The sequence below is a fragment of the Dictyobacter alpinus genome (assembly GCF_003967575.1).
Classification (GTDB): Bacteria; Chloroflexota; Ktedonobacteria; order Ktedonobacterales; family Ktedonobacteraceae; genus Dictyobacter; species Dictyobacter alpinus.
Window position 1 is genome coordinate 44,013 of record NZ_BIFT01000001.1, and the last position, 21,280, is coordinate 65,292.

Consider the following 21,280-nt stretch of genomic DNA (forward strand, 5'->3'; position numbering starts at 1 on the left):
GTACTGCTACATTAATTAGTATAAGTCGCTCTGTCAACTCTCAGTATACTGCCTTATTCTTTTGACTGCATCGTACCAACCTGGAGTTAAAGCCTGGCTAGCTACTTATAATGGCGTTGATATGTACGCCAGAGGGGCTGAAAGCCTAGTCGTGGCCAGAAGCGACTCGATAGTGGATTGTCTGGATTGAACCAGAGGATATAGCCATCCAATTTCACATTGGAAAAAGCCTCTACCGTTGCTTTTAACAGCACGCGACCGATCCCTCGGCCACGAAGTTCCTGACTTACTCCCATGTTATTAATATGGCAATAATAACCAACAGGCATAAAATATGGTTCTTCTTCTTTACCCCCCTCCACAATGTATAAGTCATTTTCAGCCATCGCTACTACTTTTCCAGACTGCTCAATCACAATCACCAATGGTGCTCCCGCCTCTAAACTTTTACCAGACCAGAGTAAGGCTAGACGATCGCGAAACGCACGTTCAACTGAAGGGCTCATACGTACAAATGGAGTATAAGGCTCATGAAAAACTAACTCTTCTTTAAATAATGCAACCAGCATCTCTTCATCTTCAGGGCGGGCCAGACGTGCTTGCAAATCATTAGAGGAGGTAACTATTTCAGGCAAGTTTATTGGACTTCGTTGATAGGCCAATTCACTATCAAGCAGGAATCCTTGCTTATGAAGTAATTTATCCAACCAGAGATCACAACATGGCCAACGCATCATCTCACCATATACCTGTTGATTATTCCAGCGTAGGCTTAACTCAGCAAAAAGCGTGCTCGCTACCAGAAAAGCATCAGAGTCAGCTGGATCAGGCAAGGTCAGATAGCGCGCCAAACCATTACGTTCTGCAAAAAATGCTCTCAGCTCATCTTCCGGATCAAGTTGCCAGATAGTAGGATGAACATATGCACGCACACGATTCTGCACATCCACAGCTATCAGAGGAGGTGACTCCTGACTGAGGTGGTCCTGAATCATCGCAGCTATTTGCTCTATTGAACGTACTTTACTAAGCCGACCATCCAGTTGCTTCCAACGCCGCTCTTGCGCTTGAATTAGCTCAATAATCGCAGGAATCTGTTCATCTACCATAGATGTAACCAGTATGTGCTGACTACTCATTCCTTCTTCCTCCTGAGCAACTATTTTAACTTCATTGTGTTTACCTGATACATAACCATTTTATACTACATAACGCCATGTGCAATTCTTCCACGCAACAACTTTTTTGAGGAGAAGAATTGCGGTAGCGACCACCATCCTTCCCCTCAAAAAACAAGCTAGCACTGTCAGCGCTAGGTGGGCGGGAGAAAACTTGCATATGACGTTAAATAAATGAGTTTTACCTTTTGTCCTACTGGTGCAATTAGTTGTAAACTCATTCTAGTATCCTATTTTGTCGAGGAAAGAAGCATACAGTAAATGAAGCTAATAACCAAAATGGGCCAGATATATACATTGACATCTTTATACGGTATAATAAAAATCTAGGTGCTTTTTTTATAGAGTGACTCCCTGGCGGCTATCTAAAAGAGCCAGATTCTATTACGCACTATAATGTGGTGAGGAGTGTAACATGGCATTAGTAGGAATTGATCTGGGAACAAGCTCAGTTAAAGTAATCATTTTAGATGAGCAAGGAGGTATGTTGGGAATGGGAAAAACAGATTATACAGTGCTTTCTCCTCACCGGGGTTGGGTGGAAAGCGATCCTGAGGTTTGGTGGCAATCTACAGTCACCGCTGTACATAACGCTCTGGTTGCAGCCAAGCATCCCACAATTACAGCAGTTGGACTCTCCGGACAAATGCATGGCGTAGTACTAACCGATGAACAAGGTAAAGCGCTCCGGCCAGCGCTACTATGGGCAGATATGCGTGCAGAGGCAGTGTTGTCTCATTATCAATCTCTAAGCGCTGCTGCTAAAAAACGCCTGGCGAATCCCTTGGTCCCTGGTATGGCCGGTCCCCTTTTATGTTGGCTTGCACAATATGAAAAAGCCAGTTATCAATCGGCACGTTGGGCACTTCAGCCTAAGGATTGGTTGCGCATGCGTATGACAGGCATTCCAGCCACAGATCCAAGTGATGCGTCGGCCACCTTACTTTATGACTTACCTGGTGATCATTGGGCGGAAGATGTAATTGCAAGTTTAAACTTAAAGCGCTCTCTCTTTCCTGATATCATGGCTTCAAGTGCTAAGGCTGGCTTACTCTCAACTAAGGCTGCCGCTGAACTCGGCCTTCCAGCAGCTATACCTGTTGCGACAGGTGCCGCTGACACTGCTGCTGCTGCATTAGGAACTGGTTTATTGGCTCCAGGCACGTTACAACTAACACTGGGCACTGGTGCTCAGATTATACAGCTATGTGCACAACCACTTTCAGATGAGACTACACGTACACATCTCTACCGAGCCGCCGATGGCAAAAATTGGTATAACATGGCTGCAATCCAGAACGCAGGATTGGTTCTAGATTGGGTCAGACAAACATTCAATGCCAGTTGGGATGAAATTTTTGCCAGTGCCAATTCGGTAGAGCCAGGATCAACAGGATTAATTTTTCTACCTGAGTTCACAAAGGAACGAGCTAACCAACTGGCAGATCATCAAGGTGGAGCTTTTTTACATCTACGCATCCATCATCGTCGGGAAGAGTTGTTCTATGCATCTCTCGAAGGCGTTGCCTTTGGCATCCGCCTTGCTCTTGAATCCTTACCTGCTGCTCAGCAAGCCTCTAGCTTACGTCTGGCGGGCGGTGGAAGTGTTCATCCAGCCTGGCAACAGATGCTAGCCGATATCCTTGGCCGTACATTAGAATTGGTCAACACTAGCGAAGCATCCGCTCGCGGCGCTGCCTTATTGGCAGGGATCATCAATCATAGTTGGCCTGATATACAGGCAACTCAACAAATAGCTCCCGGCATTCAAGCCTACATCACCCCCGACTCACAAAGAGCCTCGCTCTATCAAAACATCTATCAACACTTTCTACAACAAGCCAGGATGAGCTTTTAAGCGAGGAGATTCTTTTCTACTCCTTTACAAATCTTATGCTTTCTCTGAAGCAGCAGGGCATTTTTTGCTCTTTTTGAACGACAAAAAAATGAAAAATGAATTCAAGAAAGAGATGGTACTATGCAGCCTTTGTTAGAACTCACCTTTGACATAAAAGATTATCAGACTTTACTTAATCGAACTATTGTAGAATCATGGCTCGAAATTTTAGTGAATCAAGGCTACCGACTCGTTTCTGCTCTAGAAACGATAGATTGCTTTAAAACATGGTGGCATGTCCACCAACCAGGCCGATCTAAACATCGCCTTACGCCAGCATTAGAAAAACTACTACCTACCATGCTTCAGGCTGGTATTACTGAACGGCTACAATCTGAACTGAACACATTCTTTCAAAACCACAACGGCCCATTGAAATTATGTGCATATCATATTGAGAAGACATTGGAATTCAATTTGAATTTGTCCCCCGAATCGCTATGCACCCTATCAATCGAGGTAGATCAAAAATATCTAGCAGGCAAGTATGATGGTGATGGCATTCAAGCGTATAAGCACTGGTTAGAAGTAGTGAAACTTACCTATAATCACCTACATCCGTTCTATGCATCCCTCTACGATGCAAGTTTCTCGCATGAACCTTCCACTGACTGGCTAGATGCTTTTCAAGGGCATGTGCATAATCTTTCTCTCGTCAACATTTTTGGGCCAGAGTTAGTGCAGCGCTTTGGTCGTGAACACCTGCTTAAAACTCCTGCCTGGCGCTGTGAACTATTGGATGACGGAGGAGTATTGTTGTTACCTGAACCTTATTGGTATGGTTACACGCCTACATGGCAACAAACAACAGACCATCTCGGAATATCAACTGCGCATTATCGTCATGTTGCTCATGTCGCTTCTTTGCTTCAACAATATGATCTTCTGAACAATCCTACTGTTGCTCAACTGGCAGAGGCTACAGCCCAATCCTGTGTTCTTGAAATGCTTAAGATACTATTGCCAGAACACTTCTTACCCATGAATAGTAGTTGGAAAACTGAAAACGAGTTGAATGCCATTATTCAGCGCTATGCTGATCTTACACAGGGAGAGTGGACAATTGAACAATTAAAAACTACCTTTGAGAAGTTCCAAACTATTACTGAATTTCACTTCCAGAATCAACGTATTAGCTGGAACTATGATAAAGTCTATGAGCGAGCCACTATCAATATCTTTGAAACAATTAATGAATTTGCGCATCAACATTTGCGTGGAAGTTTTATTACTATCCATTCTCATGTTCTTTACTTACCAAAGGGTATACCTGCAGTCTTGCACAAACTCCTCTTTCAACTTAAAAGTGGCTGGCCAAAACGCGAGGAACTTCATTACTTATTCCCCCAGATACCACAGGAAGACTGGGATCTCGTTTTAGCAGGTCCCAACAAGTTGATGGAGTTTAGTGACAATTATTCAGCTTCATCTACCTGTGATGCTCAACGCATTGAACAATGCAAATTAGTACGCTATGGCTTAAGTCTATCTCAAGGCTGGTAAACAAACAGCCCAGCTGTGACGTCAGTGAGATGCTGATTAGAAGAGAGACATTAGCATCTCACTTTTATGGGATTCCACTTGTTCTCTGCAGTTGAACCTGCTATAGTACAGGTCGTAAAAACCATTCATACACTGAAAACTTGAGCACTAGTAATTAGAGAAAGTTGTAGAATGACCTCTCAGGGAACAAGACCAAAGGCAAAAACTCGAACCAGTACCATTCCTTCGTTTAATGCTAATCCACAACAGGCTGCCGCGATCGCCCATACGAATGGGCCCGCGGCATTTATTGCTGCGGCAGGTACTGGGAAAACATCGATTCTTGTACAGCGTCTGGTTCGGCTTGTGGCAGATGAGGGGATTGCACCAGAATCTATTCTCTGTGTCACATTTACACGAGCCGCTGCTGATGAAATGGAAAAGCGTGCATCAAAAGCATTGCGTGCACGTGGCATGACTTTAAAAGAAATTAAGCCACTCCGGGTGGTAACATTCCATGGTCTTGGCCATCAAATGCTGCGCGAGAAATTAGAGCTCACTCCTCAACAATTAAATCAGAAACTGCTTAGTGGTGATCCTCGTCAGTGGCTGGCAGAGGATATTATTCGCCCATGGCGTAGTAATCGCACCCGCGGCATGAATTGGGATGTCGAAATCACTGATGCTCTGGCCGCTGTTGATCGGGCTAAAGATGCAATGATCACACCCGAAACGTCCAGTTCCTTCTTCAGCAGTGATATGAGTATAGAAGCCGAGCTTGCAGCCCGCTATCAAGAGTTTTTTATTACCTATGAGCAGACGAAAAAAAAGGAAAAACTCTACGATCTATCAGATTTGATTTACATTCCGCTTAATTTGTTAGAAACCAGTCCTAAATATCGTAAATCCTGGCAGGGACGGTATCAGTATCTACAGGTGGATGAAACACAGGATACCAATCCGTCACAGTATAAGTTGATCCAATATCTGGCCGCTCCTAAACAAAATGTAGTCGTGGTCGGTGATCCAGATCAGGCTATTTATCAATTCCGGGGCGCTAGTCCGGAAGCATCAATCCTGTCTTTTAAAACTATGTATCCTCAAGGGCAGATCTATCGCATCGAGCACAATTATCGTTCCACTCCTCAGATTCTTGAAGCGGCGAATAAGCTGATCAGTCATAACGATATTACGCCTGGATTTGAAAAGATGCTACGCTCAACGCAGGCTGATGGAGCACCTGTCTGGGTTACGGCATATGAGGATCAAGAGATGGAGGCAGAGGGTATTGCTGAGGGCATCGATCGCTTGCAACGTACCTGGAAAGAACATCAAGAGGCACTCTCTTATAAAGATATTTTTGTACTCTCTCGTACCAATCATCATCTGGCATCATTAGAGATTGCGCTGGCACGTAAGCGTATTCCTTATCGTGCCGCCGGTGGTTCATCGTTCTTCAAACGTAAAACGACACGCGATATCCTGGCTTATCTCTCCTTAATGGATGGAATACGTGTTCATGAAGATTTCCTGGCTTCTCGCAATGGTCCAGATCCCAAAAAATGGGATGATGTTTTTACACCAGTGCATTGCGGCGAACAAAATACGGCATTCCGTATCGTTGCTAACATCCCATCCCGCGAGTTTTTTGCCAGTACTGGCAAAACCTCACATCGCTTCAATGCCACTTTCTATGGTACCTTAGCTGCCCATGCCAGCGGTCGACCATTGTTACAATACTGTGAAGAATATCCTTATACAATTGCTAAAGAACATCAATTGGGTGTCAAGGATCTTGTTGCTTTAATCAAACGGCTATGGTCAAAATCAAAGAATAATCCCGCTGAAGCTATCAAACAACTTCGCCAAATGGCGTATGATGTTCATTTGCGCCACTACGATAGCAAACACAAGGATAATGCGGAGGATGAGGCAGAGGCGCCAACCCATCATGAGGAGGTTAAGCTTGAGGCGCGTTATGATGAACTTGAAGAATTAATTCAGATTGCTCAAAAGCATCATACGATCCGCCATTTTTTGCAAGCAATGACCAAACTTAAAGAGCAGGCAGAAGATAATAATAAGAACAAACGCGATTGTGTGAGTTTAATGACTATTCACAAATCCAAAGGCCTGGAAAGCCCGGTCGTCTTTGTAATGGGCATGACTGAAGGCATTTTCCCACACCGCCGATCCTCTACAATGATCGCCGATGATGGTCCAATTGCACTCACCGGTATGGCTGAGGAGCGCCGTCTGGCTTATGTAGCTTTTACACGTGCTCAAAAACAACTTTTCCTCAGTTCGCTACTCCGCTATCGTGGTAGCGATGCCGTTCCCTCGCGCTTTATTGATGAGGCTGCGCTTACTCCAACCAATGAGGATGGTGAACTCAATCCTTATCTATTCAAACACGACGGCACTCCACGCAAACTTAGCCCTCTGGTTGAAACACCTACGCTCTTTTAGAAATACCAAACCACATAAGCCGGGAGTTCCTGGCAGGAGGATTAGCGAGGATCTCCTGCCAGGAACTCCCCTCTTTTCTTCCTTACTCTTACTCTACTCATATGAAATTTCTATCAGATTGATATGCATTTATTATGAATAAAAGATACACGCACAGAAAAGTTTCATGGATAAACTTTCTATTGATGACTAAATTCATCAAGAAAATCAACAAAAATATTGACTTCTGATTTAAACTTATGTAATCTCTAAACAATATCGTAACATCAGTTTCATATTTGTGGTGTTCTATCACGATCAAAGGATAAAAATGTAATGTTCGTTACATTTTTATAGGATAACAGCACATAATAAAATCCTGGCTGTACTATTCAGCCTGCTTTGTATTTACACTCATCCCTTTAAGTAATGAGAGTGAGCTCATAAGCCAATGATGGTTGGGAAAGAGTAGTATTTTTTTTATATGGTCGTTCGTCAGACACACCTACGACATCTTTTGCTAAGGCACGTCTTTTGTAACCATATTCATGCTCTGTCTTAAGGATGAAGGAGTAGTATTTTTATGAAGGTATCATCCCGTCACTTCCCACGAATCCTGGCTATCCTGATACTTCTCTCACTGGCTATAACTGCCTGTGGCAATGATAGCAATACTAGCAGTAGCAACAGTGGGGGAAACAAGTCTAGTAGTCCTGTCACCGTCCATCTCGGTTATTTTCCCAATATTACCCATGCAGTCGCTCTGGTTGGTGTGGCGAATGGAACCTTTGCTAAGGCTCTAGGTAACAATAAGTTGGATGCATCCAAAACTTTTAATGCAGGACCAGCATTGATGGAGGCTCTAAGTGCGGGCGATATCGATATTGGCTATGTAGGACCAAATCCTGCCATCAATACTTATGTGAAAAGCCATGGTGATGCCTTACGTATCATTGCAGGTGCATCTAGTGGCGGCGCCTCGTTCATTGTGAGACCAGGAGCCAATATTAAGACTGCCAGCGATCTTAAAGGCAAGAAATTGGCGACCCCACAAAAAGGCGGAACACAGGATATTGCATTGCGTCACTACCTGCAGGAAAACAATCTAAAGTCTAGTGAACAGGGTGGTGACATCCAAATTTTGCCAACTGATAATGCTAATATCCTGAACGAGTTCAAACAAGGACAGATTGATGGTGCCTGGGTACCAGAACCCTGGGCGTCTCGCCTCGTCAATGAGGCCCAGGGAACAATCTTCGTAGACGAACGTACCACCTGGCCCAATAATAAATTTATCACAACGGTCGTTGTGGCTCGTAAAGAATTTCTAGATCAACATCCAGATGTGGTGCAACAGTTCCTTCAGGCTCACGTTGAGACTGTTCAATATATCAACAGCAATTTGCCCGCAGCAGAGAAAGTTGCTAACGAACAGTTAAAGAAGCTCACTGGCAAAACCCTTTCAGCTAAAGCTATCGATGGTTCCTTTAAGCGGCTAGATATCACATATGATCCATTAGCGACGACCTTGTTCAAATCAGCAGACAATGCCTATGCGCTAGGTTTTCTGGGTAAGAGTAAGCCAGACCTTGCTAATATCTTCTCGCTTGATACCCTGAACACTGTGCTCAATAGCAAGGGACTGCAGAAGGTTGCAGCCTCATAAGGGAGATGCAAATGATCCAATCTATCGTCAATAAAAGAGGTTCTATTTCCGCAAGCAGTGGGGACATTATATCCCCACCCGCTCGCGGTAAATCGCTACGGATAGAAGGCGTGAGTAAAACATTTGTGGATGGCGAACGTGTGGTAGAGGCATTACGCCCTGTCAATCTCTCCATATCACCAGGCGAATTTGTTTGCTTTTTGGGACCAAGCGGCTGTGGCAAATCGACGTTGTTGAGCATTATTGCTGGCCTCGAATCACCCTCTAGCGGCTCCATTATCGCTAATGATAAACCCATTCGTGGAGCAGGAACCGACCGCATCTTACTTTTCCAGGAGGCGGCACTCTTCCCCTGGTTGAATGTACAAAAAAATGTCGAGTTTGGCTTGCGTCAGACCAATGTTCCTGCAAAAAAACGGGCGGAGATTGCTCGCTACTACATCAATATGGTGAACCTTAACGGTTTTGAACATAGCTATCCACATCAACTCTCTGGCGGAATGCGCCAGCGCGCTGCCATCGCTCGTGCCCTTGCCATTGATCCTGAAATATTGTTAATGGATGAACCCTTTGGGGCTCTTGATGCGTTCACACGCGACAAGCTTCAAGCCCAGGTCGAAACGATCTGGTCCGCAACCCATAAAACTATCCTTTTTGTTACCCACAATGTACGAGAAGCTGTTGCATTAGGAGATCGCGTGATAGTCTTTGCTCCCCGGCCCGGACGTATCATTCGCGACTTCCACATTAATCTACCACGCTCACGCAGCTTGGAGGATCACCAGCTGGTAGATAAAGCCTCCGAAATTTTGCAAACGCTACGCAAAGAAATGGAAGAACAAGAACAGGAGAAAAAGATTGGCAGCACCGTCCATTAATATCACCAAAAAACGTGTCCACACACGATGGATAGGTAAACTTTTACGCCAGCTTATCTTCTATGCTTGCTTGATAGCTATCTGGCAACTCCTGGCCAACGCCCATATCTGGAAAGATTATCTTTTCGCCGGACCACTCACCGTTCTGGAGAGCTCAAAAGTACTATATCAAGATGGCTCATTAGTGACCGCCATCCTGGTAAGTGTGCGTCGTCTGGCACTAGGTTATGGTATCTCGCTTATCCTGGGCTTGATCTTGGGATTGGCAATTGGTAGCAATCGCTATATAGAAGAAACACTGGGATCTCTTGTCCTTGCATTGCAAGCCTTACCTAGCGTCTGCTGGATTCCACTGGCTCTGTTATGGCTTGGCTTAAGTGAGCAGGCCATGATCTTTGTGGTAGTAATGGGTGCTCTCTTCTCAATTACATTAGGTGTAGATGCGGGTATCAAAAATACTCCACCTGTCTATATTAAAGCTGCTCGTAATATGGGATCACGTGGACTGGCCCTCTCAACACAGGTTATACTACCTGCCGCCTTACCATCCATTCTTACCGGGCTCAAACAGGGCTGGACCTTTGCCTGGCGTTCATTGATGGCGGCAGAGTTACTCTACAACACCGTCAGCCTGGGCGCTTTACTTGAAGGAGGCCGAGACTTCGGAGACATCGGACAAATCTTTGCCATCATGATTGTCATCGTCATCATTGGTATTGCCATTGATAGCATTATCTTTCAGCCACTAGAAAGAATGGTTCGTAGACGCTGGGGCTTCGCAGTCTAACCATGCCTCTCTATACCAACGTTTAAGAGGAGGAACATGGCGAGGCGCTCGCGAGCGCCTCGCCATGTTCCTCCTCTTAAATGAGCGAGAACCTCAGGCTCGAGGTGTGCTGGATAAAAATGACACGTGACGTTAATTAGCCAAAATTAGCGAGCTGATATCCCAGGTGGCTTTCCCAGCATCAAATCCACCCGAATTATTTGATAAAAACATTATGCTTAATTCTTCCTCAAGAAAGTGCGCAATAAAACTGACAAAACCATTGATTCCACCAGAGTGATTCACTACGGCATGTCCCATATGCTTACTTACCCCCCATCCATAGCCGTAATTTTCCTGTTGCCCATCATTCAACTTCACTGGCGTATACATACGCCTTTGAATAGCTTTATTCAAAAGCGCCTCTTCACGCAACGCCAGGTCCCATTTGATAAGATCTTCTATACGAGCTCCCAGACTGCCAGCTGAAAATGGGATTTTCATACAAACGTAAGAAGCATTCTCATAACTACCTTCCGCTCTTTTTTGATATCCACTGGCTCGCTGCTTGATGATAGGCTCGTCATAAAGATAACAGGCAGATCTCATATCCAATGGCTCAAAGATATATGTACGCATAAAATCTGCATAACTCAACCCGGAGACTGCTTCAATAATCATGCCTAACAAATAATATGCTGTATTGTTATAAGCGTATTGGGTGCCAGGCGCAAAATCCAATGGCTCATTTTTGACGTATGCCAGTAGTTCATTATGTGTCAGATCTTGTACAGAAAATAGTGGATAACTTGCCAGATTGGTAAAACTTTTCAATCCTGAGGTATGGGTTAACAAGTGTTCAATAGTGATGGCATACCCATGAGTCGGATAGCCTGGCACATATTGTGTAAAATCATCAGTAATATTCAATTCTCCAGCTTGCTCCAGCAACATAATGGCCGATGCAGTAAATTGTTTGCTTATTGAAGCCATGCGAAAGAGAGTCTCTGGAGTGTTTTTAATACCCCACTCTATATTTGCCATTCCATATGCTTGCTGATAATAGATCTCACGATCTTTCACAATAGCCACAACCGCACCTGGATCTTCATCTTGAATGTACTCGTTAATAACAGCATCAATAAGAGATAAATCCATTTAGCCCTCTTTCTTTTCTGATTAAAAGCAAAACTTGTTAATCACTGATAAGCGCTACATTTCCAGTCTACACAAACAGAAGAGAGAATATTTATACTGGATTTTCAGCGAGCGGGAAGAGAAACGAAAAGAACGCTTGAGCGGCACGCGATAATTGTTTGTCGGAGCGTTGAATAAAACTTAATTGGGGATGCAGGCTCATACTGGAGAAAGGGATTTGTACTAAATCACCACTTGCAAGTTCTCTTTGGACTGTCAAAAAGGATACAACCGCAGATCCAACTCCACTTATTACCATTTGTTTGATAGCTTCGTTATCTGTCAGGGTAAGTAATGGATGAAGCGTAATTCCACGGCAAGCAAGATCACGCTCGAGCATATCTCGCACACCACTTCCTGGCTCACGCACAATTAGAGTTTGATCTCCAAGCTGTTCGGGCGTTATTGCATCCATACCACACCAGGGATGGTTGGGAGAAGCAACCAGAATCAAAGTATCACGTGTGAAAAAGCGCACATCTAGTCCTCCTGGCAATTGAGACGTTTCGCCTTCAACAATACCAAAATCCAAGGACCAATCCAGGATATGCTCAATAATATCTTGCGAATTCAAGATAGAAATATTCAAGCCTACCTGGGGATATAATGTCCGAAAACGTGCGACAATTGATGGTAATAAGTATACGCCTGCCGTTGTGTTTGCGGCCAGTTTGATCTCTCCACGATGGATATCGCGCAAGGAAGCGAGAGCGTCATCCATCTCACGCTCCAGGGAAAACATTTTTCGTGCATAGGTCTGCAGCACACGACCTGCATGGGTCAACACAATACGTCGCCCTTGCCGCTCTACCAGTTCCAACTGTGCCTCATGCTCCAGGCTCTGAATAATCTTTGTCACCGCTGGCTGCGTCAGATGAAGCTCTTCTGATGCTCTTGTAATATGCTCAAGTTCAGCTACTTTTAAGAAAACACGCAGGTTTTGTAAATTCATGCGACTTATTTACCTTACTGGAAATTTAATTGTGCTTCATCTTTATCTTCGTAATCTCTGTCTACTAGCAGAAAATGGCCGCATTCCATAGTGGCTAGCGATCAACGAGCGAACGCGTCAAAGTAACAAGGATAACAAACGTCCGATAGAGATCCAATAAGTTACTACTAGCAATCTTAACAGTTCGGGGTGCGCTACGCTCAACGCCACGAATCCAGGTTGCCATCTCTGCCATGTCCGCTACCTGAAAAGTGATTTCAAGCTCTACTGGTAGCGTAAAATCGGGATACCGCATTTTGGAGAGCTGCTCCACAGCACGGCGCGCTCCCACCTGTAACAATTCACAGGCTACCTCAGGATGAACATGGGCTGCTGCAAAACGGCCCAGTGACTGCTTGACGATAATTTTTTCAGCCTGCGGGGCAATAGTGCCCGCTTCTCGTGCTGTAGCCTCATCACCACTAATAAAAATAATGGGAACTTGATAATGGGCGGCAACCAGAGCGTTGATACCTGACTCTCCGACTATTTCACCATTAATACGCACTTCCCAGATCGCGCCAGGATTATATGTATGGGAAAGAATCGCGTGCTCAGCACCGATCGAACCATGATAGCTGACAAAACAGATACCGTCAAAGCTAGCATCCAATCCTTCCATCATATAAAAAGGTTTGTGCCTACCCGTAATTAAAGTTGCTCGACCGAGTAGATCCTGTGGATGCAGGTTGCGCATTGCATGATGAGCATCATTGACCACAAAATCTGTCACCCCTACCTCCAACGCGCCAGCAATGACGGCATTTACTTCATTAGTAAGTAAGCGTCTCCCCTGCTCATATTCCGCATTGCCTTCAATAATTTGTTCCCATGCTACAATTCCACTTGTACCTTCGAAATCTGTAGATAGAAAAAGCTTCATGCGTCATTTCTCCCTTTTTAGCTTACCTCTATTTCATGCATTATTGTAACAGATTAGCAGCGATACTTACATGACCATATACATTTGGGACCACAAAGCAACCACGCACAAAATGGCAAAGCACTTTTCCTTTTAAACGTTTATTTAGATATCGACAAGATAACCACTATAGGAAAAGTACTTCGCCAACGAAAACACACGTTTGCCAGAACCATACTTGCTTTTTGATGAAGCCAATCAAACTTTCGAGAGCAATATTTCCATCTTCCATGGCGCTAACAATTCTGCATCTCCTGCCTGCTGAAGTCGAAAATCCAGCGTATGGGCGCGCGTAGCACTTTGCAGATCGCACTGGGCAGCTTGTAACATCGGGATTTCTGCCGCTGATATGGTCAACTTAATGGACTCCAATGGCGCACCGACTGAAAGCCCCTGCTCCGCTTTATGGCGGCGAACCTGGCGTATGATCTCTAGCAGCAACTTACCTGCATTTTCAGCTTGCTCATCAAACCAGTTATCTCTAGCGACTGGCCAGGATGCAATATGAATTGAGGCGCACCCATCCCATTGCTGAAAGAGTCCTAGATAGATCTCTTCCGTAACAAATGGTATGTAAGGGGCGAAAAGCTTCAAGACATTTAATAAGGTATGGTAAAGCGTCCACTGTGCGGCATGGCGATCTGCTCCTTCTCCTTTATAGAGCCTGGACTTGGTCAGCTCCAGATAGTTATCACATAGGTCTGCCCAGAAGAAACGTTCAACTTCAGCACGGGCCGCCGCATAATCACTCTGCTCAAGTTGCCTGGTGGCAAAGGTAATCGTATGCGCTAGACGCGACAGGAGCCAGCGATCGGTCGGCAATAGATCTTCAGGTTGGCGGTTTAACGTAGCAGTATCCAGATCTTGCAAACGGCTCTCAGCAAAGCGGCAAGCATTCCATAACTTGGTAATCAGGCGCCGCCCCATCGCAAGCGCTTCCGGATTAAAAACAGTATCATTTCCAGGCTTGATTGATGTGGCCCAATAACGTAGTGCATCTGCGGACTCCTGCTCGATTATGGATAGCGGTCCATCTGAACTATTATTCTTGGATTTCGAAATTTTACTACGTTCGGCTGAGAGGGCGTGACCAGAGATCATAATCTCCTGCCAGGGCGAAACATTACAATGATAAAGAGACTTAATAATTGTATAAAAAGCCCAGGTTCGAATAATATCATGGCCTTGAGGACGTAAATTGGCTGGGAAATGCTGCTGGAACCAGTCAGGATCATCCATCCAACGTCCAATAATTAATGGCGAGCAAGATGATGTGGCCCAGGTGTCCATAACGTCCATTTCTGGCTCGAAATCTGTCGAACCACAGGCACAGGATCGATTGGGGCCTTTCAAGCGCGGATCAATCGGCAGTTCTTCCTGAGTAGCAAGTAGCAATGTACCACAGGCACGACATGTCCAGGCAGGAAATGGAATGCCCAGGAAACGTTGGCGCGAGATACACCAATCCCATTGCAAATTTTCAACCCAATGCTCATAGCGACTCCGCATATACTCAGGTGTCCAACGAATCTGGCGACCAGCCTCGATAAAACGCTCCTTCTGATCCAGGATCCGGATAAACCATTGCCGCGTCTGCAAGTATTCAACCGGTGTCCCACAGCGCTCATGTATCCCGACGGTATGTTCAATTGTCTCCTGCTGCAAGATCAATGCTTGCTCCGCCAGGGACTGAAGAATCTTTTTGCGCGCCGCTGGTATTGCTAATCCTGCCAGTGGGCCCGCCAGTGCCGTCATACGTCCATCACGACCAATAGCGGCTCGCAATGGCAGTTGATGAATACGCCACCAACGAACATCGGTGGAATCACCAAAAGTACAACACATAACTGCTCCACTTCCTTTATCAGGATCAACCGCTTCATCAGCCAGGATTAGAACTTGAATGACTGCCTGCGACGAAAAAGCGGCACTATCGATAGAGGCAGTCTGATCAATCAGGTGCTTATAACGCTTATCATCAGGATGAACAAAGATGGCAACACAGGCTGGCAGTAATTCAGGCCGCGTTGTAGCAATAGGCAAGGATGTACCATCAGGCAAACGAAAGGCAAACGTAGTAAACAGCGTTGGCAGTGTCTTATCCTCAAGTTCGGCCTGGGCAATTGCTGTCTGGCAATCAGCACACCATAAGGTAGGTGCAATTTGCGCGTAAGCTCTCCCTGACTGATATAGCTGGATAAACGACCACTGTGAGGTTCGCTGTACTGTAGATGAAAGGGTCGAGTAGCGATAGTTCCAATCACCACTCAGGCTTAAACGACGCCAGATCTTTTCAAAACGATCCTCGGTCTCTTGCGTGAGCTTGGAACATTGTGCCAGGAAATCTGCTCGATCCATGTCGGTCGCTTTACGCTTGATCGTCTTCTCAACAAAACGCTCGGTTGGTAAGCCATTATCATCAAAACCCATAGGATACAAGACGCGTCGGCCACGCATACGTTGGAAGCGAGCAATAACATCTGTCTGCGTATACGAATAGCAATGGCCAAGATGCAATTCACCCGAAACTGTAGCAGGGGGAGTATCAATAGTATAAATTGGACCTGAACCAGTAGCATCAAAGGCATAGGTCTGGGCATCCGCCCACAGCCGAATTAATCGGGGTTCAACAGCATGAAATTGATAGCGGTTGGGCAACATGGTAGTACTCCTTCTTTGTACTGACAAAAAAACGTTGCCACATCTCAAGGACGAGGGCAACGCAACTCGTGGTACCACCTTGTTTTGATAACTGATCCGCCCAACCTGGTCCTGATCAGATATCCTCATACAGCGCTAACGGGCCTACCCGGAATATCTTCGTGCAGTAGTATCTCAGTTCGGATATTCGACTTCCGAGCCACGTTCAAGAGACGTAATCGAAGGGGGCTCACACCCGATGACCCCCACTCTCTGGCGAACCGTTTCTCTCTACTCCGCTCGTTCAGTGTCTTTATAAATTTTTCTATTGTTACCACTAAGAATAACAAGTAAGAACACTCGTTGTCAAGCATTCTTTTTCTGCATGGAATACAATTATGCTATAAATAAATCCTTATTGAACATAACTTTTCCGCATCCCATTGGACAGTATTCTGAATCCACGTGCTTGATAAAATGCACGAGCGTTCTCGGTAGACAGTAGATCAATTCGTGCGGTTGGATAAAGAAAATGACAGGTATCCAATAGTGCATGCCCGATACCTTTCCCACGCATGCGGGCATCTACGGCGAGATCGGCAACGTATAAAGTAATTGCGCCATCAGTCAGTCCACGTACAAAACCTACCACAGTTTCATCTTTCACTGCTACCAGAGCGGGCCAGGATTGCTGCCAAGCCAGAAGCATATCATCCGGCCTTTGTGTAGCTGAAGTCCATCCTTCAGCACTACTTAATTGCTGAATAGCGGAAAAATCAGCCTCATTCCATGGCCGGATTGCTATACCTTCAGGTAAGATCACTTGCAATAAAGCTTCTAGAACTTTATTTTGTCGCATTTGTATATCCATACCTTAATTTTATCCATAAATCAGCATTTTTGCAAACAGTCTGGTTAGCTACTTAAGGGTAAGATCGTGATATAAGCCGATCAGGCGCTTGCTTTCCTCCTCCCAGTATAGTCCTTGTGATATAGCATTGAGAGCATTTATACGCATACGATCGAGCATTTCCTGATCCCTTAACATCGTCATCATAGTCTGTGCAACATGAAAGGGTGTAAGTTCATCCAATATGTGGCCAATCTGGTACTGCTCAATTAAGGAGGCAATAGCATCTAGACGTGATGCCAGGATCGGTACACCAGCCATCATATACTCAAAAAATTTGTTAGGTAGGCAATAACGAATGCTTAAAGAATAATCAGGAGGTAACAATATCAAACCCAGGTCAGCTGATGAGGTCCAATCTAATAATTCATTGTATGGCATAGCAGGCACAATCTTAATGCGATCAGCGACCTGCTCATTATCTATAAGCTTCATTAGTTTACTAGCCGTATCTCCATAGCTATTGCCCATTAATATCAGTATTATACCAGGTGTCAGATGATTGGCCGCATAAATCAATAGCTCTAAACCGCGATCTTCCTGCATGTATCCTTGATACAAAACAATCCGTACAGATGCATCTAAGCCCAGATACTTGTGCAAACGCATATTTTTTGCAACAGCTCTGTAAGGAGGAATATGCCGCAAAATGAGGATATCTTCAAGATGATAGAGGTCGGCAAGAACAGGCCCATAAAGTGGTGAGCCGGTGATATAGCCATCACAATTACGTGTAAGCCGGCGAATACATTGAATAGCACAGTTGCGTAGACGTGGCCAACGCATAATGGTTGGACCAAACATTGTCAATTCAGGTGTATCAAAGATGAGTTTTTTTCTGTACAAGCGCGCTACCATGTATGTAGCCAGGAAGGTGTGCTCAACATGCGCATGATAAATATCGGCCTTGACGTATAATAATCGCCGCGTGCAGCGTACAATTAGAAGGAACATTTTGAGCACAAACCAGACTTTTAAACGCGTTGGGACAAACCAACTTGGAGCAGCGATATGCAGGAATTGAATTCCTGCTACGTCCTCGCAATCTGGCTGCCCCTGATCACTTATCACATCTACAATTGTCACACGATAACCCGCTTTGACCAGAGCCATTGCATCATTCATTACCCGATAATTAGATTTACCTGGACCTAGCAGGTGCATGCATACACTGGTTCGAGCTCGTAATACGTGTTCAGTAGGCTGAAATTCTAAGTAAGAACGCACATTCATACACAAACACCTCATTTTCACAACATTTCCAGCAATTAAACCCTGCGGTTATTTATTTTCCTACAGGAGTTTTATTTAAAGCCCATAAGCAGATTGCATAACAGATGATAAGGACAACGCCGATTATTAAACGCAAAGAATAATTTACATGAGGAAAAAGCAATTGATGACAAGAAAAAAGGAAGATACCTATGAGTAATCCCAGGCTACATAAACCACATTCAAATGGAATCGCATAGATTCGTTGATTCACCCAATAAGCCAGCACAGCCAATAGGCAATAAGCCAGCAATGTAGAGATTGCGGCCCCCATCACCCCATAATTTGAGATAAGCACATAATTACAAACAAGATTCACCAATGCTGCCAGCGGAAGCAATATGACGTTGAAATATAATTTATCGCGCAGCATAATCCCCAGACTAAAAATCTCAAAGAGGCCATACATTACATTAGACAGGGCAATAAGAGGAATAATAGCCGCCGCCTCTGTATAGCCAGGCAGAAAAAACCAATCTAATATCTCTCTCGCTAAAATAGAAACGGTAAAGACTATAAGCAATACAAATAAACAATAAAAACGGAATATCTGGCGAAAAAGTTCTAAGGCATTCGCCTTTTTAGCAATGGTGTATAAAGCCGAATGCCAGGCCAGGGAAAATGGTGTAATCACTAACGGCCCTAACATATTGCCCAGGGTATATGCAACCGCATAGCTGGCTTCCAGAGAGAATGAGTTAAAAGCAAGCAAAAAGTAACGATCAGAAAGCTGAAGCACCCAGCTCGCCAGAAATCCAGGCACCGTCGAGAGGCCCGTTACCACCAGTTGTCTCGCTATATCCCAACGAAATTGCTGCCGCCAAGAACGCAACTTGATAAACGGTACGATACACAATAATACTCCCGCATAGCTACCACATAGCGCTATCAGTACTCCCTGGATCCCCCATTGCCAGATGCCAACCAGCAGGATTGTCAGAACAAGATTGAGGAGAAGATTTACTATAGCGAGTGCGGTAAAAAATCTGGCACGATTTTGAGTTCGTAGCCAGGTATAAGCAGGAATCGTCAAATTTTGTAGCAGGAGTACTAAGGAACCGACACAAAGAAGATTTATATAAGTTGAATTATGAAATAGTAATTGCGCAATCCAGGGACTCAGTAAGTTTAAGGCAATGGTCATAATAAAAGATAGCAATACTACCAGCCCAACAAATGTTGCAATAAGACTCACGGATGGCTGATCCTGCATACCAGACTGAGGCCGATGATACATATGGACAAAAGCTGGACCAAGTCCGAGTTGCGACAGACCACCCAGGAGTACCAGCGTGGCATTCAGGATCGTCAGGATACTATAATCCGTTCCGGTCAGATGTCGCGTTAAAAATGGGGTGAGAAACAGGGAAGTAAGCGGCGATAAACAGGAAGCAATCGCATAGATACCGGAGTTTTTCAACAGAGTACGTATAATAGGTGCATATCCCTTTGGATCTGCCTCGTAGTCTGACATCTGTTTGAGTTGCTCTAAATCAGTGATGGCTGGAATCAACCAGGTAAGTTGTTGATCAATAGCCATGTTCTCACTATTGTAACTGTTAGACCCAGTAGAGACGAATAACGTGGTAGGATCCTTTATCAGTCCGTGTCTGACCTTGTTGCGTCCTACTTCACCGGGTTTATTTGCCTGACCCATTTTTGAATCCATAGTCATATCCCCACCTCCACTATCCATTTTTTGCTTCTCCATCTGGTGTACGCAACAATGGAGAAGCAACCGCACCAAGAATGGGCCAGATAATCAGCGCCAGCGCAAAATGAGTCCAACCATTAATGCTGAAGCTATTAATACTCAGCGTTATAGTAGAGGCAATACCAGCCCCAATTAATGGTTTAACGGCTGGCTCTGCGCGCCGCCAATTCAAGCAAGATTGTTGCAACGCAATTCCAATTAGCACAAGAAAAATGCAGAGTACAGGTATGCCTGCCATAGCCGCCCATTCCAGATAAGAATTATGCGGATGAGAAAGTACCACGAATTGCTCAGGCACACGATACATATTTGAGCGTATCAGATATGCCTGGTGTCCCAGACCCACTCCAAACCAGGGATATGCCTGCGTCACCAGTAACGCCGTCTGCCAGGCAGCAATACGCAATGAAAGCTCATTATTAGCACTGGCATGCTGCATCTGCAGCGCTATCTGCTCGGGAAAGAGAAAAAAGACCAGGACAGCCAGACCACACCCTACTAACAGGAATAGTATTCGAGAAGCGACTGAGCCGATAAAGACCAGGAATACGATTAGTCCCATTAGCAAAGCAATCCATGCGCCAGTACTATATGTGCATAACAAAGCTAATAGAATGAGCACAAGTGCTAGCAAATATGACAATTTTTGCCAGACACTGGAACTCGCAACAAATAAGCCAAGAGGAAGAAAAAAGGCCAGTGCAAAGAATGCACCATTCCAGTTTGGATCAATAAAAAATGAACCAATCCGGCGTGTATCTGTACTCGCCATTTGATAATAGGCTACATCTGTGCGAGACAAAAAAGTATCCACACGCTCTGAGGCCAGTAAAATGGTACCTGTGACACTTTGAAAAAGCGTATGCGCCGCTAATATAACCGACATGAAAGTAAATAGCTGAAAGAAACGTTGTAAACTAGCTTTGTCGTATACCACAACCATCCCTAGCCAATACATCAGTAAGGCTCCCAAAATGTCGCTAGGATAAAAAGATGCAGCGTCATAAACCATGAGCATGCCACCCTTTACAGCCGGGTAAATGGTTAGAAGTAAAAAGAGCATCCAGAGCCAGGGACACCGCGGCCAGGTCCAGGGATGCGAGGCTGAACGTAATAAATAGAATAATGGCAGCAACAGGAATGAAAGCAAAGGAACAAGTATATGCAAACCTTGATACCAATCGAGGTAGAGATGAAGACCAATAAGCACTACTAACAATAAGGCATCACAACGTAACACAATTAAGATAATCAACATTCCCAAACCTATGACTCCAGCAAAAGCCCCCCGGCCTACTCCAGCTAAAACACCTCCTGTT

15 protein-coding genes and 1 other annotated feature are annotated in these 21,280 nt (G+C 44.8%); of the genes, 6 read left to right on the forward strand and 9 right to left on the reverse strand.

Annotated features, from left to right (window positions below; translation table 11 throughout):
- Positions 1-101 precede the first annotated feature (101 nt).
- Positions 102-1,139, reverse strand: a complete 1,038-nt coding sequence (locus EL633_RS00205) for a GNAT family N-acetyltransferase (RefSeq protein ID WP_126625263.1) — start codon at positions 1,137-1,139, stop codon at positions 102-104.
- A gap of 454 nt (positions 1,140-1,593) precedes the next feature.
- Between EL633_RS00205 and xylB the strand changes: the two genes are divergently transcribed.
- The 6 genes from xylB to EL633_RS00235 all read left to right on the forward strand — a co-directional run bounded on the left by xylB (position 1,594) and on the right by EL633_RS00235 (position 10,336).
- Positions 1,594-3,036 (forward strand): xylulokinase, encoded by a 1,443-nt coding sequence (gene xylB / locus EL633_RS00210; protein WP_126625264.1) that lies wholly within the window; start codon positions 1,594-1,596, stop codon positions 3,034-3,036.
- A gap of 120 nt (positions 3,037-3,156) precedes the next feature.
- Positions 3,157-4,578 (forward strand): hypothetical protein, encoded by a 1,422-nt coding sequence (locus tag EL633_RS00215; protein WP_126625265.1) that lies wholly within the window; start codon positions 3,157-3,159, stop codon positions 4,576-4,578.
- A gap of 171 nt (positions 4,579-4,749) precedes the next feature.
- Positions 4,750-7,026 carry an ATP-dependent helicase gene (locus tag EL633_RS00220; protein ID WP_126625266.1) on the forward strand — a complete coding sequence of 759 codons (2,277 nt, stop codon included), beginning with the start codon at positions 4,750-4,752 and terminating at the stop codon, positions 7,024-7,026.
- 562 nt (positions 7,027-7,588) lie between these two features.
- Entirely contained in the window at positions 7,589-8,671 is a 1,083-nt protein-coding gene (locus EL633_RS00225; RefSeq protein WP_126625267.1) for an ABC transporter substrate-binding protein, read from the forward strand.
- A gap of 110 nt (positions 8,672-8,781) precedes the next feature.
- Positions 8,782-9,549 (forward strand): ABC transporter ATP-binding protein, encoded by a 768-nt coding sequence (locus EL633_RS00230; RefSeq protein WP_246039056.1) that lies wholly within the window; start codon positions 8,782-8,784, stop codon positions 9,547-9,549.
- Positions 9,530-10,336, forward strand: coding sequence for an ABC transporter permease (locus EL633_RS00235; RefSeq protein ID WP_126625269.1), 807 nt, complete (start codon positions 9,530-9,532; stop codon positions 10,334-10,336). Before EL633_RS00230 ends, EL633_RS00235 begins: the two co-directional genes overlap by 20 nt.
- A gap of 132 nt (positions 10,337-10,468) precedes the next feature.
- Here the strand turns inward: EL633_RS00235 and EL633_RS00240 are convergent, their stop codons facing one another.
- The 8 genes from EL633_RS00240 to EL633_RS00275 form a co-directional block, all read right to left on the reverse strand.
- Positions 10,469-11,473, reverse strand: a complete 1,005-nt coding sequence (locus tag EL633_RS00240) for a serine hydrolase domain-containing protein (RefSeq protein WP_126625270.1) — start codon at positions 11,471-11,473, stop codon at positions 10,469-10,471.
- Positions 11,474-11,564: 91 nt separating this feature from the next.
- Positions 11,565-12,464, reverse strand: coding sequence for a LysR family transcriptional regulator (locus EL633_RS00245; protein WP_126625271.1), 900 nt, complete (start codon positions 12,462-12,464; stop codon positions 11,565-11,567).
- Positions 12,465-12,558: 94 nt separating this feature from the next.
- A complete protein-coding gene (locus EL633_RS00250; protein ID WP_126625272.1) occupies positions 12,559-13,386 on the reverse strand; it encodes a M55 family metallopeptidase in 828 nt (275 codons plus the stop codon).
- A gap of 237 nt (positions 13,387-13,623) precedes the next feature.
- A complete protein-coding gene (locus EL633_RS00255) occupies positions 13,624-16,086 on the reverse strand; it encodes a valine--tRNA ligase (protein WP_161981826.1) in 2,463 nt (820 codons plus the stop codon).
- Positions 16,087-16,129: 43 nt separating this feature from the next.
- Positions 16,130-16,382: a binding site (T-box leader), on the reverse strand.
- Positions 16,383-16,480: 98 nt separating this feature from the next.
- Entirely contained in the window at positions 16,481-16,936 is a 456-nt protein-coding gene (locus tag EL633_RS00260) for a GNAT family N-acetyltransferase (protein ID WP_126625274.1), read from the reverse strand.
- A gap of 48 nt (positions 16,937-16,984) precedes the next feature.
- Complete coding sequence (locus EL633_RS00265; protein WP_161981827.1) at positions 16,985-18,208, reverse strand: glycosyltransferase; 1,224 nt, start codon at positions 18,206-18,208, stop codon at positions 16,985-16,987.
- Positions 18,209-18,260: 52 nt separating this feature from the next.
- Complete coding sequence (locus EL633_RS00270) at positions 18,261-19,922, reverse strand: lipopolysaccharide biosynthesis protein (protein ID WP_161981828.1); 1,662 nt, start codon at positions 19,920-19,922, stop codon at positions 18,261-18,263.
- A 13-nt stretch (positions 19,923-19,935) separates the two neighbouring features.
- The gene (locus tag EL633_RS00275) at positions 19,936-21,219 is read right to left on the reverse strand and encodes an O-antigen ligase family protein (protein WP_246039194.1); all 1,284 of its coding nucleotides are present in this window, start codon (positions 21,217-21,219) and stop codon (positions 19,936-19,938) included.
- Positions 21,220-21,280 lie beyond the last annotated feature (61 nt).